The sequence below is a fragment of the Rhodococcus sp. SBT000017 genome (assembly GCF_003688915.1).
Taxonomy (GTDB): Bacteria; Actinomycetota; Actinomycetes; order Mycobacteriales; family Mycobacteriaceae; genus Rhodococcoides.
The window spans coordinates 845,707-860,346 of the sequence record NZ_REFU01000001.1 but is presented as its reverse complement, the minus strand read 5'-3'; the positions used below and the strand labels follow the sequence as shown (position 1 = coordinate 860,346).

At 65.9% G+C, this 14,640-nt stretch carries 11 protein-coding genes; 8 read left to right on the top strand and 3 right to left on the bottom strand.

The features are described 5' to 3' along the window. Positions 1-134 precede the first annotated feature (134 nt). The 3 genes from cobN to AYK61_RS03690 all read left to right on the top strand — a co-directional run bounded on the left by cobN (position 135) and on the right by AYK61_RS03690 (position 4,648). A complete protein-coding gene (gene cobN / locus AYK61_RS03700; protein ID WP_121869855.1) occupies positions 135-3,740 on the top strand; it encodes a cobaltochelatase subunit CobN in 3,606 nt (1,201 codons plus the stop codon). Between the two features lie 18 nt (positions 3,741-3,758). Beyond that, positions 3,759-4,139 carry a PPOX class F420-dependent oxidoreductase gene (locus AYK61_RS03695; protein WP_121869854.1) on the top strand — a complete coding sequence of 127 codons (381 nt, stop codon included), beginning with the start codon at positions 3,759-3,761 and terminating at the stop codon, positions 4,137-4,139. Between the two features lie 83 nt (positions 4,140-4,222). Beyond that, entirely contained in the window at positions 4,223-4,648 is a 426-nt protein-coding gene (locus AYK61_RS03690; protein ID WP_121872406.1) for a VOC family protein, read from the top strand. A 16-nt stretch (positions 4,649-4,664) separates the two neighbouring features. Here AYK61_RS03690 and AYK61_RS03685 read toward each other — a convergent pair whose 3' ends face one another. The 3 genes from AYK61_RS03685 to AYK61_RS03675 are packed head-to-tail and all read right to left on the bottom strand — an operon-like array spanning position 4,665 to position 8,343. After that, entirely contained in the window at positions 4,665-6,041 is a 1,377-nt protein-coding gene (locus tag AYK61_RS03685; protein WP_121869853.1) for a metallopeptidase TldD-related protein, read from the bottom strand. Continuing rightward, positions 6,038-7,594, bottom strand: coding sequence for a TldD/PmbA family protein (locus AYK61_RS03680; RefSeq protein WP_121869852.1), 1,557 nt, complete (start codon positions 7,592-7,594; stop codon positions 6,038-6,040). The genes AYK61_RS03685 and AYK61_RS03680 overlap by 4 nt, the downstream gene beginning before the upstream one ends. Further along, positions 7,576-8,343: a TSUP family transporter gene (locus tag AYK61_RS03675; RefSeq protein ID WP_121869851.1), complete on the bottom strand. Its 768-nt coding sequence runs from the start codon at positions 8,341-8,343 to the stop codon at positions 7,576-7,578. The genes AYK61_RS03680 and AYK61_RS03675 overlap by 19 nt, the downstream gene beginning before the upstream one ends. A 17-nt stretch (positions 8,344-8,360) precedes the next feature. On the opposite strand from AYK61_RS03675, the gene AYK61_RS03670 reads away from it, so the two are divergent. The 5 genes from AYK61_RS03670 (at position 8,361) to lnt (ending at position 14,011) form a co-directional block, all read left to right on the top strand. After that, positions 8,361-9,524, top strand: a complete 1,164-nt coding sequence (locus AYK61_RS03670) for a sensor histidine kinase (protein WP_121869850.1) — start codon at positions 8,361-8,363, stop codon at positions 9,522-9,524. 16 nt (positions 9,525-9,540) lie between these two features. Next, complete coding sequence (locus AYK61_RS03665; protein ID WP_121869849.1) at positions 9,541-10,197, top strand: response regulator transcription factor; 657 nt, start codon at positions 9,541-9,543, stop codon at positions 10,195-10,197. A gap of 82 nt (positions 10,198-10,279) precedes the next feature. Further along, positions 10,280-10,816: an FxsA family protein gene (locus tag AYK61_RS03660; RefSeq protein ID WP_121869848.1), complete on the top strand. Its 537-nt coding sequence runs from the start codon at positions 10,280-10,282 to the stop codon at positions 10,814-10,816. A gap of 59 nt (positions 10,817-10,875) precedes the next feature. Next, complete coding sequence (locus tag AYK61_RS03655) at positions 10,876-12,429, top strand: amidohydrolase (RefSeq protein WP_121872405.1); 1,554 nt, start codon at positions 10,876-10,878, stop codon at positions 12,427-12,429. 58 nt (positions 12,430-12,487) lie between these two features. Continuing rightward, a complete protein-coding gene (lnt, locus tag AYK61_RS03650; RefSeq protein ID WP_121869847.1) occupies positions 12,488-14,011 on the top strand; it encodes an apolipoprotein N-acyltransferase in 1,524 nt (507 codons plus the stop codon). Positions 14,012-14,640: the final 629 nt, after the last annotated feature.

Here is a 14,640-nt window from a genome sequence, read left to right as displayed (position 1 = left end):
CACTGTGATGGCCTTCGGTCCTACGGGACGGGGCAGGAGTCAGACCCTCTCGCCGACGAGTCGAAGAGAAGTTTTCACCGATCGTTCGAACTACCGAAGTCAGGGGCGCGAAACCCCCGAGGAGGGCGTTACCCGTGTTCTTGTTGCTGTCCACGTCGGACACCGATCTGCTCAGCGCCCGTGCCAGTGGAGCCGACTTCACCTGGGGCAACCCTTCCCGGCTGCTCGCCGAGGACATTCCGGCGATGGCAGAGTCGGCCGAGTTGATCATCGTGCGCATCCTGGGATCGAGGCGCTCGTGGGAGTCGGGCATCGACGCGGTTCTCGCGACCGGACTGCCGGTCGTCGTGCTCGGCGGTGAGCAGGCACCCGACGCGGACCTGATGGAAATCTCGACAGTGCCCGCCAACGTTGCTGCGCAAGCGCACAACTACTTGGCCGAGGGCGGATCCGACAACCTCCGTCAGCTGTACAACTTTCTCTCCGACACCGTGTTGCTGACCGGCCACGGTTTCGACGCTCCACGGCACCTGCCCACTTGGGGCCACCTCGACCGGCACGCCGCTCCGCAGTCCGCCGGTCCGACGGTGGCGATCCTGTACTACCGCGCCCAGCATCTGGCCGGAAACACCACGTACATCGATGCTCTCTCCACCGCAGTGGAGAACGCCGGAGCCACCGCGCTCCCGATCTACTGCGCGTCGCTGCGCACCGCGGAAGCCGACCTGCTCGACACTCTGAAGTCGGCGGACGCCCTGATCGTGACCGTGCTGGCCGCCGGAGGCACCAAACCGGCCGGAGCGTCGGCCGGTGGGGATGACGAAGCCTGGGACGTCGCCGAGCTGGCCGCGCTCGATGTGCCGATCCTGCAGGGTCTGTGCCTGACGAGTTCCCGCGCGACGTGGGCCGAGAACGACGACGGACTACCCCCCCTGGACGTGGCAACGCAGGTCGCGGTACCGGAATTCGACGGCCGGCTCATCACCGTCCCGTTCTCGTTCAAGGAGATCGACGACGACGGCTTGACCACGTACGTCCCGGACCACGAGCGCGCCGCTCGGGTGGCAGGCATCGCCGTACGACACGCGCGGCTGCGCCACATTCCGGCTGCCGATCGCCGTATCGCCCTGATGTTCTCGGCCTATCCCACCAAGCATGCGCGGATCGGCAACGCCGTCGGCCTCGACACTCCGGCAAGCGCGATCGCGTTGATGTCGGACATGCGCACCGCGGGCTACGACCTCGGACCGCTGGACGGCCCGGATTCTGTGCCGGGTCTGGCTGCTCGCGACGGTGACGCGCTCATCCATGCGCTGATCGCCCGCGGCGGCCAGGACCCCAACTGGCTCACCGACGCCCAGCTCGAGGGCAATCCCATTCGCATCTCGGCCGCGCAGTACGGCCGGTGGTTCGAGCAGCTTCCCGCAGATCTGCGAGATGGCGTCGTCGAGCACTGGGGCCCGGCACCGGGCGATCTCTACGTCGATCGGTCTGCCGATCCGAACGGTGAAATCGTCATCGCTGCCATGCAATTCGGCAACGTGGTGATCATGGTGCAACCGCCGCGCGGATTCGGCGAGAAGCCGGTTGCGATCTATCACGATCCGGACCTGCCGCCGAGCCATCACTACCTGGCGGCGTACCGGTGGATCTCGGCCACGAAGGCCGACGGCGGCTTCGGTGCGGACGCCATGGTTCACCTGGGCAAGCACGGCAACCTGGAATGGCTGCCGGGCAAGACACTCGGTATGTCCGCTTCCTGCGGAACCGATGCGGCTCTGGGAGATCTGCCGCTGATCTATCCGTTCCTCGTCAACGACCCGGGGGAGGGCACGCAGGCCAAGCGCCGAGCGCATGCAACTCTCGTCGATCACCTGATTCCGCCGATGGCGCGCGCGGAGAGCTACGGCGACATCTCTCGGCTCGAACAATTGCTCGACGAGCACGCGAACATCTCGGCACTCGACCCGGCCAAGCTGCCTGCGATCCGCCAGCAGATCTGGACCCTGATGACGGCCGCGCAGATGCACAAGGACCTCGGGCTCGAGGAGCGACCCGACGAGGAAGTGTTCGACGACATGCTGCTCAATGTCGACGGGTGGCTGTGCGAGATCAAGGACGTGCAGATCCGCGACGGGCTGCACATCCTGGGCCAGGAACCCGTCGGAGACGCCGAGGTCGAACTGGTGCTCGCGATGCTCCGGGCCCGGCAGATGTGGGGCGGGGAGCAGACTGTCCCCGGTCTGCGAGAGGCACTGGGACTCAGCGAGGACGGCGACGAGGACCGTACCCGCGTCGACAGCATCGAGGCCGTGGCCCACGGATTGGTCGCGGCGATGCAGGCAGCGCAGTGGGATCCCGCAGCGGCCGCGCGGGTGGCGGGCGAACACGGCAGCGTGGTTGCACAGATTCTCGAATTCGCAGCAGCCGAGGTCGTTCCGCGTCTGCGCGGCACCTCGCGTGAGATCGCCCAGGTACTGCACGCACTCGACGGCGGTTTCATCGCGGCGGGGCCGAGCGGTTCACCGTTGCGCGGGCTGATCAACGTGCTGCCCACCGGCCGCAACTTCTACTCCGTCGATCCGAAGGCCGTGCCGTCGAAGTTGGCATGGGAGACCGGGCAGGCGATGGCGGAGTCGCTGCTCGCTCGCTACCGCCAGGATCACGGGGAGTGGCCGAAATCCGTCGGGCTGTCGGTGTGGGGCACATCGGCCATGCGGACCTCCGGGGATGACATCGCCGAGGTGTTCGCCCTGCTGGGAGTCTCGCCGGTGTGGGACGAGGCGTCGCGCAGGGTGACGCGGCTCCAGGTGATCGACCTCGACGAGCTCGGCCGTCCCCGCATCGACGTGACGGTCCGCATCAGTGGATTCTTCCGCGACGCGTTCCCCCACGTGCTCGCACTGCTCGACGATGCGGTCCGGATGGTCGCCGCATTGGACGAGCCGGCCGATCAGAACTACGTGCGAGCGCATGCGCAGGCCGATCTCGCCGAGCACGGTGACGAACGACGTTCCACCACGCGCATTTTCGGATCGAAGCCGGGCACGTACGGTGCCGGTCTGCTGCAGCTGATCGACAGCAAGACCTGGCGCAGCGACGACGATCTGGCGCAGGTTTACACCACCTGGGGCGGCTTCGCGTACGGCCGCGGTCTCGACGGCGTTCCCGCCTCGGACGACATGCGCACCGCCTACAAGCGGATCGCCGTTGCCGCCAAGAACACCGATACGCGTGAGCACGACATCGCCGACTCCGACGACTACTTCCAGTACCACGGCGGCATGGTCGCAACCGTGCGTGCGTTGACCGGGAAGTCGCCCGAGGCGTACATCGGTGACAGCACACGCCCGGAATCGGTTCGCACGCGCACGCTCTCGGAAGAGACCGCGAGGGTGTTCCGCGCCCGCGTGGTGAACCCGCGGTGGCTCGAAGCAATGCGCAGGCACGGCTACAAGGGCGCTTTCGAGATGGCAGCGACCGTGGACTACCTGTTCGGCTACGACGCGACGACCGACGTGGTGCAGGACTGGATGTACGAGAAGCTGGCCGAAACGTACGTGCTCGACGAGCAGAACAAGAAGTTCATGCAACAGTCCAATCCGTGGGCGCTGCACGGTATCGCCGAGCGGCTGCTCGAAGCGGCCGAGCGAAAGATGTGGGCCGAGCCGGACAAGCAGGTTCTCGACGGTTTGCGCCAGGTGTATCTCGAAACCGAGGGCGAGCTCGAAGGGGAGTAGCGACGTACTCTGAGCGGTATGGCTGCCACCTTCGAAGACATTGCCAAGGGCAAGTACGTACTGCTGACGACGTTCAAGAAGGACGGCACCGGGGTGCCGACCCCGCTGTGGGGTGCCCTCGACGGGGATCGGCTGCTGGTCTGGACGGTGGCCGATTCGTGGAAGGTCAAACGGATACGCCGCAACCCGGCAGTCACCCTGGCACCGTGCGACATGCGCGGTACCCCCCAGGGCGACGCGGTCGACGCGCGGGCCGAGATACTCGACGCGGCCGAGACGGAGAAGGCCCGCTCGGCGATAGCGTCGAAGTACGGCATCATCGGCTGGCTCACGGTCAAGGGAAGCGTGCTGCGCCGGGGCAAGAGCGGCTCCATCGGGCTGGCGATCACCGCGGCCTGAGTCGCGATCGGTGCCATCGATTGCATGCGCGGTTCCGAATGCTTCGTGAGGCAGCTTCCCCTGCTGTCGGAATGGAGCACCACGTGCCTATCGCAGTGACCGATTACAACCATGTTCGCCTCACCGTCAGCGACATCGACCGGTCCCGGTCGTTCTACGACTCGGTGTTCGGCTTCGACGTCGCGTACGCCTGGGATCCCGACGCGGACGAAGAGACCAAGAAGGCCCTGTGGTTCCTCTTCGGCGGCGTCATCTACAAATTCGGTGGCGGTCTGCTCGGTCTGCGCCCGGTCGCGCCGAGCGACGACACGTTCGCCGAGGACCGCTGCGGGCTCGATCACCTCAGTTTCACCGTCGACACCCGCGCCGCGCTCGAGGACGCCGTGAAGACACTCGACGAGTTGGGCATCGCGCACGAGGGCATCAAGGACGCAGGGCCCGGACTGTCCATCCTGGAGTTCCGCGACCCCGACAACATCGCTCTCGAGCTCTCCGGCCCCGACAAGTAGGCCGAGCCACGGCGCCCTACTGAGCGGCGCTCACCGAGGACATGTGGAAGTCGGGGATGCGTAGCGGCGGCATCGCCGTGCGAGTGAACCAGTCCTTCCACTCGCGCGGAAGTGTCGCCTCCGTTGCGCCCGCCTCGGTGACGCGTCGCAACAGGTCGAGTGGGCTCTCGTTGAAGCGAAAGTTGTTCACCGCTCCGGTGATTCGACCGTTCTCGATGGCGTAGACGCCGTCTCTGGTCAGCCCGGTGAGCAGCAGCGAGGTGGGATCGACCTCTCGGATGTACCAGAGCGTGGTCAGCAGCAGTCCGCGCTCGGTTGCGGCGACCATCTCGTCGAGCCGGATGTCGGTGCCGCCGGTCATGACGAGATTGTTGCCCGGGACCGCGACGGGTGCGTCGAATTTCTGCGCTGCTGCGCGCGGGTAGGACAGGGCCGCCACCGAACCGTCGCGAACCCAGTCGACACGCTCGATGTCCATGCCGTTGTCGAACACCGATACCGAATCACTCGACGACCCGGCGACCACGAACGGCGCATACTCGAGTCCGGATACGCGTGGATCGGAGTACAACGTCAGTGGCAGGTCGGTGAGTTTTTCGCCGACGCGCGTTCCCCCGGCCCGCGAGAGTGCGGTGCGGCCCTCCTGTGCTCCGCGGCCCTCCATGGTCCACATCAGGTAGATCATCAGATCGGCCACCGCCGACGGGGGCAGGAGAGTCTGGTAGCGACCGGCGGGCAGTTCGACGGTGTTCCGGGCCCAGCCGAGTCGGGTGGACAGCTCGGCCAACATGGTTCCGGCCGAGACGTCCTGGAAGTCGGTGGTTCCGGTGCCCACCCAGGCGCTCGCACCGGATCGCTTGCCGTTGATCTCGACCGATCCGGTGGGCTGCGTGAACGTACGACGCACACCGGTGGAGGTTCCGAGCCAGACGTTGTCGACGGTGTGCTGCGCGAATCCGTACAGTGTGTCGTCGCCATCGAAACCGACATTCAATTCTGTTGCCAGCGAACCGAACACGTCGATCGACGTGTGCGCCGCCGTGCGGTCCCAGTTCTCCGAGCCGGAGGCAGCACCGACCGAATCCGGAGGCAGCAGCGGCATCGCGTCCTCGGCAGGCTCTGCCGATCGCGCTGCCGCTTCGCTCGCCCGAACCACTGCCGCGATGTCCTCGGGGTCGACACTCGTCGACGACACGGTGCCCACTCGAACGGTGTCGGCCCCGCGCACGATCGAGATGACCTCCCACCGCCGCGAGGTGGCAATTCCGTTGGTGGTCATGGAGTTTCCGGCCCACCGCAGAGTCGCGTCGCTGGAGTCGGTGACGATCACGATGGTGTCGTCGACACTCGCGCAGGCGAGTGCACGTTCGATCACGAGCTGCGGCGCGATCATCGACCTGCCTCCGATCGGGTGTTGAGGACGTTGACGCCGCGGAACAGCGCGACGGGGCAGCCGTGGCTGACGGCGGCCACCTGCCCGGGTTGGGCCTTGCCGCAGTTGAATGCGCCGCCGAGTCGCCACGTGGACGGTCCGCCGAGCAGTTCCATCGAGCCCCAGAATTCGGTGGTCGTCGCCTGGTACGCCACATCACGCACCTGGCCGTCGAGCACACCGTTGCGGATTCGGTAGAAGCGTTGGCCGGTGAACTGGAAGTTGTAGCGTTGCATGTCGATCGACCAGGATTTGTCGCCGACGACGTAGATGCCGTCCTCCACCTCACCGATGACGTCGGCGGTGGATCGATCGGTGTCGGGGTCGGCCTGCAGCGACACGTTCGCCATGCGCTGGATCGGAACGTGATGCGGGGAATCGGCGTACGAGCACCCGTTGGACCGTTCGAGACCGAGTTTCGGGGCGAACACTCGATCGAGTTGGTATCCGACGAGTGTCCCGTCGCGGACCAGGTCCCATCTCTGCGAGGCCACTCCGTCGTCGTCCCAGCCGATGCTGGCCAGGCCGTTGACCTCGGTTCGGTCGGCGGTGACGTGCATGATGGGCGATCCGTAGCGCAATGTACCCAGCTGGTCCGGGGTCGCGAACGAGGTGCCGGCGTAGGCGGCCTCGTAGCCGATGGCCCGATCGTATTCCGTTGCGTGCCCGATCGATTCGTGAATGGTGAGCCACAGGTTGGTCGGATCGATGACGAGATCGGTCGGGCCTGCCACGACGGACGGCGCCTTCACCTTCTCGGCCAACCATTCGGGGATACGGGCCAGCTCGTCGGCCCAGTCCCACGTGCTGTGCTCACCCAGGTACTCCCAGCCTCGTCCGACGGGGGGCGCGAGGGTGCGCATGGTCTCGAACGCACCGGCGGATCGATCCACCGTGGTGGCCTCGAACTGTGGATGGAGTCGCACCCGCTGCTGAGTGATGCTGCTACCGGCCAGATCCGCGTAGAACGACTGTTCCTTGACCTGCAGAACCGAAGCGGTGACGTGGTCGACGCCGTCCGACGCGGCCAGCCGGGACGAGTACTCCGCCAGCAGTGCCACCTTCTCGGCGGTGGGTACCTCGAACGGGTCGATGTCGTACTCCGACACCCACATTGCATTCGAGTACACCGGCTCGGAAGCGAGTTCCACGCGTTCGCGATTGAGTGCGCGCAGCGCTGTGGCCACCTCGACTGCACTCCGGGCCGTGGCTGCGGCTGCGTCGGTGCCGAGTTCGGCGTGCGATGCGAAACCCCAGGTCCCGTCGACCACGACCCGCACGGCGAGACCGATCTCCCCGGCGTCGATTGCGGATTGAACGGAGCCGTCGCGCAGCGAGATCGACTGAGTCGTCAAGCGCTGCACGCGAACATCGGCGTGCGTTGCGCCGGCCGAGCGGGCCGTGCTCAGGGCGGCGTCCGCGAGGGCATGCAGGGGCAGAGCCAGGAAGTCGGCGTCGACCGACCGATCCGATTGTCTCGTCACGCCTGAAGACGCTAGCCGAATTGCTGCCATCCGAGGCGAACTACCATCCCCACCACCACGACGAGTAGGACGATTCTCACGAATCCGGCACCGCGGGCGACCGCTGTCCGCGACCCGAGGACGGCACCGAGCACGTTGCACACCGCCATGACCGCTCCGAGTTGCCAGTAGACGCTGCCGGTGACGGCGAAGAAGGCGAGGGCACCGATGTTGGACCCGACGTTGATGACCTTGGCCATCGCGGCGCTGCGCACGAACTCGGTTCCGAGCATCGTGGCGAAGACGATGATCAGGAACGTTCCGGTGCCGGGCCCTAGGATGCCGTCGTAGAAGCCGATTCCGGCGGCTGCGCACCCGATGACGATCAGAACTTTGCGATGGGTGGGCGGCGACGGTGCCGCGGTCAGACCGATGGTCGGACGGCAGGTGACCAGTACGGCCACACCGACGAGAACGACCATGATGATCGGGATGAACAGCTCGCGATCGATCAACGACACCGCAGCAGCGCCTGCCGCCGAAGCCACGGCGGCGAGGATGCCGGCCGGAATCAGCACCGCCCAGTTCAGCGAGACCTTCCGCGCGAAGGTGACGACGGCGGCGACGGTACCGAATACGGCGGTCGCCTTGTTCGTCGCCAGCGCTGCCTGTTGGGTCAGCTGAGGTGCCACGAGGAGAATCGCGGGCAACAGGATGAGCCCACCTCCGCCCACCACGGCGTCGACCCAGCCGGCGGCCGTGGCAGCGACCATCAGCAATCCCCAGTCGGCAGCAGTCATACGGCAAACTCAATCACATGCGTCGATTCAGTCTGTGGCTCCGCGGGCAGCCGTTCGTGGCCGATGCCCTACTGGCGGCCGGGCTGTTCGTCGTCGACATTCTGGTGTTCGTCAGCTCGGTCGACGGTCTCAACGGACCGTTGTTCCTGGTGTTCTCGGTCGTACTGACGATTCCCGTCGCGTGGCGGCGCCGTCTGCCTCGCTCGATCGCAGCACTCACTCTCGTCACCACGCTCAGCTCCGACATAGCGGGCAGCCTGGTGGGCGACGCGTACAACGGTCACCCGGCCGCTCTGGCCCTGCCGATCATGCTCTACACCCTGGTTGCGTACGTCGGTCGAGTCCAGGGCGGCATCTATGCCGCCGCACTCGCCGCCTACACCGCCGCGAATCTGTACCTGTTCGCCCAACCGGTCTTCACGACACTGTTGTTCAGCGCGCTGATGTACGCGCTGTCGTGGGTCGCGGCGGAATTTCTCGGTGCCCGCAGGGCATACGACGAAGCGACGCAGGCCCGTCTCGTCGTGGCCGAGTACGACAGGGACCGGCGCGCCGAAGAGGCCGTGATCACCGAGCGCACGCGCATCGCACGCGAACTGCACGACGTCATCGCCCACAGCGTCAGTGTCATGGTGGTCCAGGCCGACGGTGCCTCGTATGCCATCAGGCGCAACCCCGATCGCGCGGAGCAGGCCGTGGCCAACATCTCCGCCACGGGCCGGTCGGCGCTCGCGGAGTTGCGTCGCACGGTCGCGTTGCTGCGGACGTCCCCCGACTCGGACGACATGCCCCAGTACGGGACAGCAGGCCTGGCCCGAGTCGTCGAGATGATGGGTCGCGCCGGGTTGAACGTCGAGCTCGAGCAGACCGGAAACCTGGACGACATCAGCCCGGCGATCAGCCTCGGAGTGCACCGGTTGGTCCAGGAATCGCTGACCAATGTCCTACGGCACGCCGGCCATGCGCCGCGCGCCGTCGTCAAGGTCGTTCGCGGAGAAGAGGCCGTCACCGTCGAGATTTCCGACAACGGCACCGGCTCCGGCGCACCGACGTCCGCGGTCGGCGGTGGACACGGACTGCTCGGAATGCGCGAGCGAGTAGCGGTGCTCGGCGGCACCCTGCACGCGGGTCGGACGCCACACGGCAATTGGCTCGTGCGGGCGACGCTGCCGATCGAGTGAGGGCTAGGTTGGGTCGGTGCCGATCACCGTTGTCGTCGTGGACGACCAGGAACTCATGCGCATGGGGTTGAACATGGTGCTCGAGGCGCAGGACGACATCGAGGTGGTGGGGGAGGCCGCCGACGGGGCGGGTGCCGTCGAGGCCGTGGCCAGACTGGCACCTGCAGTGGTGCTGATGGACGTCCGCATGCCCGGCATCGACGGCGTGGCGGCCACCCGCACCATCACCGAATCGGGTTCGGACGCCAAGGTTCTGGTGATGACGACCTTCGATCTCGACGAACACGTGCTCGGTGCGCTCAGGGCGGGGGCCAGTGGATTCCTGCTCAAGGACACTCCACCGGAAGACCTGGTCTCCGCGATTCGCAGCGTGGCCGCGGGCGATGCCGTCGTCTCACCCAAGGTCACCAAGCGTTTGCTCTCGAGGTTCGTCGCACAGACCCCGTCGACCACCGACGCCTCCGTTCTCGACGCTCTCACCGGCCGTGAGCGCGAGGTGCTGGTGCACTTGGCGACCGGCTTGTCCAATGCCGAGATAGCGGCCGGCCTGCATCTGTCCGAGGCAACGATCAAGACTCACATCGGCCGAATCCTGACGAAGTTGGGCGTCCGCGATCGAGTCCAGGCCGTCGTTCTGGCGTACGAAACCGGCCTCGTACGGCCGGGTTCTTAGAGAACTTCCCGGCAAACCGGTCACTTCGGGAGCGATTTCGATGCCCCGCGCGTTGTACCGGTGAAGCGAAGAAAGGACCGTCATGCTCGCTCTGTTCGTACTCTATGTCGTGGTCGAGGTCGCAGCGCTGGTCGCCGTGGGAAGCGCGCTCGGCGTGCTCTGGACCGTCGTACTGCTGATCGGCGGATCGCTGATCGGGTCACTGCTGGTGCGATCGCAGGGCAGACGCGTGTTGGACGGTCTGCAGAGAGCATCGCGAGGCGAGCGGTCGGCCGGTGGGGCCGTGGCCGATGGAGCTCTCTTCGCCGCAGGGTCGGTTGCAATGTTCGTGCCGGGTCTGGTGACCACGGTGATCGGATTGCTGTTGTTGATCCCGCCGACAAGGTGGCTGCTACGCCCAGCGGTGATGTGGGCCGCCGCACGCTGGTTGCCGCAGGTTGCGACTGCGACGCGGCGCATGCGCCCCACCGTCATCGACGGAGAGATACTCGACGATCACGTCGACGACAGCACGCGAACACCGAATGCATCAGGTCCTGCGGCGATCCTCGAGGGACAGGTGATCGAGCCCGACCGATCCGATCCCGCCGCTGGGGATTTCCGGAAGCCACACCGGTAGGGGCAGACTGGTCGTTCGTGACCACCGAATTGTTCTGCGGCGGACGGATCTACAGTCCGATGGCTTCCGACGCCACCGCCATGGCCGTGACCGATGGGATCGTCAGTTGGATCGGTGAGGATCGCACCGGCCGAGCCCTCCACCCAGGGGTCAACGTCACCGACCTGGCCGGGGCCTTCGTGGCACCGGCGTTCGTGGACACTCACGTGCACGTCACCGATCTGGGCCTGTCGTTGATCGGACTCGATCTGTCCGGCTGCACCTCGCTCGAACACTGCATGCGGGTGCTCGCCGAGCATGCATCGTCGTCCTCGGACGCCCTGGTCTGGGGACACGGCTGGGACGAAACCGAGTGGCCCGAACGTCGTGCACCGTCGAGCGCCGACCTCGATGCGGCAGCGCCCGGGCGGCCGGTGTATCTCACTCGCATCGATTCGCATTCGGCCGCCGTCTCGACGCCGTTGCGCGTTGCCGCGACCGGCATCGAATCCACCGCCGGCTTCTCGGGGCAGTCCCCGCTCACCGCTGCCGCGCATCACCTCGCGCGGCTGACGGCACGGTCGATGATCACGGCCGATACCCGGGAGCGGGCTCGAACGGCTGCGCTCGACAGTGCTGCGGCGCAGGGAATCGTGGCCGTTCACGAATGTGCCGGTCCCATCGTGTCGGGTATCGACGACTTCCGCGCACTGATGTCCACCGAACACGGGGTGGAGGTTCGCGGATACTGGGGCGAGCTGGTCGAGACGGCCGAGCAGGCGCGGCAGCTACTCGAAAGCACCGGTGCCCACGGGTTGGCCGGTGACATCTTCGTCGACGGCTCGCTGGGGTCGCGGACCGCGTGGTTGTCCTCTCCGTATGCCGACAGCTCCGGATCGGGCGTGCCGTACGAGGACGTCGATGCGATCGCCGCTCACATCTCGGCGTGCACGACGGCCGGAGTACAGGCCGGTTTCCACGTCATCGGTGACGCGGCGATCTCGGCTGCCGTCACCGCATTCGAGCGGGTGGTGGCCGAGCTCGGAACTCCGGCCGTCGCCGCGCGCGGGCATCGGCTCGAACATCTGGCAATGGTTGCACCCGAGCAGGCCGACAAATTGGCTTCGTGGGGCGTGATCGCCAGCATGCAACCGATGTTCGACGCACTGTGGGGCGGTACGGACGGGTTGTACTCGGCACGGCTCGGCGCAGATCGGGCATCGGCGCTCCATCCGTTCGCGCGCTTGGCATCGGCGGGGGTCTCGCTCGCATTCGGTTCGGATGCGCCGGTGACCCGACTCGATCCGTGGGCGACCGTCAGAGCCGCGGTCAACCACCACACGCCGGGCAGTGCCATTTCGCCTCGGGCCGCTTTCTCGGCCGGTACCCGCGGGGCGTGGCGCGCAGGCGGAGTCCGAGACGGATTGGCAGGGACATTGGTGCCGGGAGCTCCCGCGTCCTTCGCGGTGTGGGAGGTCGACGAACTCGTCGTCCGAGCACCCAAGGACAGCGTTCAACGCTGGTCGACGGACCCACGCGCGGGGGTATCTCCGTTGCCCGGTCTCGACCCGTCGTCCACCAGCCCACAGTGCTCGATGACCGTGCATCGCGGACAGGTCATCCATGAGAACTGAGTCCGCTTCGGGTGCCGGGACGGTGGCCTCGTCAGCGCAGCGGCTACGCCTGGGCGCGATGTCCACGGCGCTCTCCGTTGCCGGTGGTGCACTGATATTCGCGAGCTTTCCGCCGCGAACACTGTGGTTCCTGGCACCGGTGGGTATCGCGCTGCTGGCCCTTGTCCTGACCGGCTTCGGCGGCCGCAGGTCGGTATCGCTGAAAGCGGGATTCGGCTACGGCTGTGCCGCCGGACTCGGATTCTTCGTTCCGCTCCTCCCATGGATCGGTGTGTACGTAGGACCGATGCCCTGGCTGGCGCTCGCCGTCGCCGAGTCCGTCTTCGTCGGACTGTTCGGAGTGCTCGGGGTGTTGGCGGCACGGAGTGCCTGGTGGCCGTTGTCGATGGCATTGGCCTGGAGCCTGACCGAATGGCTCAGATCCAGTGTTCCCTTCGGTGGCTTTCCGTGGGGCAGGTTGGCATTCGGACAACCCGAGGGCTGGCTGCTTCCCTTGGCGAGCATCGGGGGCGCACCGTTGCTCAGTTTCGGCGTGGCACTGACCGGAACCGGAACGGCGGCGCTGCTGGTCGCGGTCGGCCGGCGAGACGGAGCGCGTTCGTTCCTGGGACCGGTCGCTGCCACGACGGCCGCGTCCATCGTGGCGCTGGCGTTGCTACCGACACTGCACAGCAACGACGCGCCGGAGGACGACGAACGGACGGTGACGATCGCGGCCGTCCAGGGAAGCGTTCCGCGTCTGGGTCTGGATTTCAACGCACAGCGGCGAGCGGTACTGGACAATCACGTTCGGGAAACGATGACGTTGGCCGCTGACGTCGAGGCCGGCAGGCAGCCTGCCCCGGATCTCGTCGTGTGGCCCGAGAATGCGTCCGATATCGATCCGTTGAGAAATACCGACGCTGCGACGCTCATCACACAGGCGTCGGTGGCTGTGGGGGCTCCGATTCTCGTCGGCACCGTACTGGTCAATGCCGATGGCACGAACACGAATTCGGTGATTGCGTGGAACGGTAACGATAGGCCCGGTGAGCGGCACGACAAGAAGATAATTCAACCGTTCGGCGAATACTTGCCATTCCGAAGTTTCTTCCGATTGTTTTCGGAATATGCCGACCGAGCGGGCTATTTCGTCCCCGGCAACGGAAATGGAGTGGTACACGCTGGGGGAATAGCGGCCGGAATAGCGACGTGCTACGAAGTCGCATTCGATCGCGCCCTCGAGGAATCGGTCCGATCGGGCGCAGAGTTCATCGCCATACCCACCAACAACGCGACCTTCGGCGACACCGAAATGACGTACCAACAACTCGCCATGTCCAGAGTACGAGCCGTCGAGCACGGGAGAACTGTGGTGGTGGCGGCGACGAGTGGCGTGAGCGCGATCGTGTCGCCGGACGGGCACGTCCTGCAGCAGACGCCGCTCTTCACCCCCGACGTGCTGGTGTCCAGTGTTGTACTGCGACAATCCCTCACCGTCGCGACACGGATCGGCTTCGGATCGGAACTCGTGCTGTGTCTGGCAGCCGTCGGAGCCCTCGGCGCGACGCTGCTGGCCGGACGCCGCCGCTCCGCCTCCTGAAACAATCGCCGAGTTGGTAAATAGCCGGTTTATCGCATCGTCGAGTCGGATACGAGCGAGGCAATGCCGGTCGATGCGGCGTGCGGAGTCATTCGTTCGACCGAATAGCATCTGTTCGGGTAGCACTCGAGGTCACTTCTGTAACAGGCTGGAGACGGCGATCGATGGTTCTTATGATTACTGCACAAAAGAATCTCGCCGATGTTGTATCTTTGTAAGCCGCTGGGGTGCTCGACGCGGAATTTCCGGGTCGGCTTTCAGCGGATGACCGACGGTCTCGCGTTGGTGTGTGAGAACAGTATCGACACCGACATTGTCGAGCGTGTCGTACGCCTGGCGGGGAGGGGAGTTCATGTCGTACCGAACGATGGATTCGAGGATCACCACACACTCATTCATTGAACTCATGGTTTGTTCCATTCGGTAGAACCGGGTTCTCTCCCTGTTTCAATCCGGTCGGCTGTGCGCGACGAATTGATCCAGAGCCATATCACCACCGAACGTGTGTGAATCGACACGAACGCAGACCAGAACGGAAGCCAGAATTGCTCAATCGCGCGCACAGGCCGCCGCGGCTCGACAGTCCGAACCGAACCGAGGGCTCCGAGTCGTTCGACTCGACGTCGGCC

Excerpts from the sequence above, each read along its gene's own strand:
- AYK61_RS03655 (WP_121872405.1), top strand. The coding sequence starts at position 10,876 with ATGGCTTCCGACGCCACCGCCATGGCCGTGACCGATGGGATCGTCAGT.
- lnt (WP_121869847.1), top strand. The coding sequence starts at position 12,488 with ATGTCCACGGCGCTCTCCGTTGCCGGTGGTGCACTGATATTCGCGAGC.
- AYK61_RS03660 (WP_121869848.1), top strand. The coding sequence starts at position 10,280 with ATGCTCGCTCTGTTCGTACTCTATGTCGTGGTCGAGGTCGCAGCGCTG.
- AYK61_RS03680 (WP_121869852.1), bottom strand. The coding sequence starts at position 7,594 with ATGGCAGCAATTCGGCTAGCGTCTTCAGGCGTGACGAGACAATCGGAT.
- AYK61_RS03675 (WP_121869851.1), bottom strand. The coding sequence starts at position 8,343 with ATGACTGCTGCCGACTGGGGATTGCTGATGGTCGCTGCCACGGCCGCC.
- AYK61_RS03670 (WP_121869850.1), top strand. The coding sequence starts at position 8,361 with ATGCGTCGATTCAGTCTGTGGCTCCGCGGGCAGCCGTTCGTGGCCGAT.
- AYK61_RS03695 (WP_121869854.1), top strand. The coding sequence starts at position 3,759 with ATGGCTGCCACCTTCGAAGACATTGCCAAGGGCAAGTACGTACTGCTG.
- AYK61_RS03685 (WP_121869853.1), bottom strand. The coding sequence starts at position 6,041 with ATGATCGCGCCGCAGCTCGTGATCGAACGTGCACTCGCCTGCGCGAGT.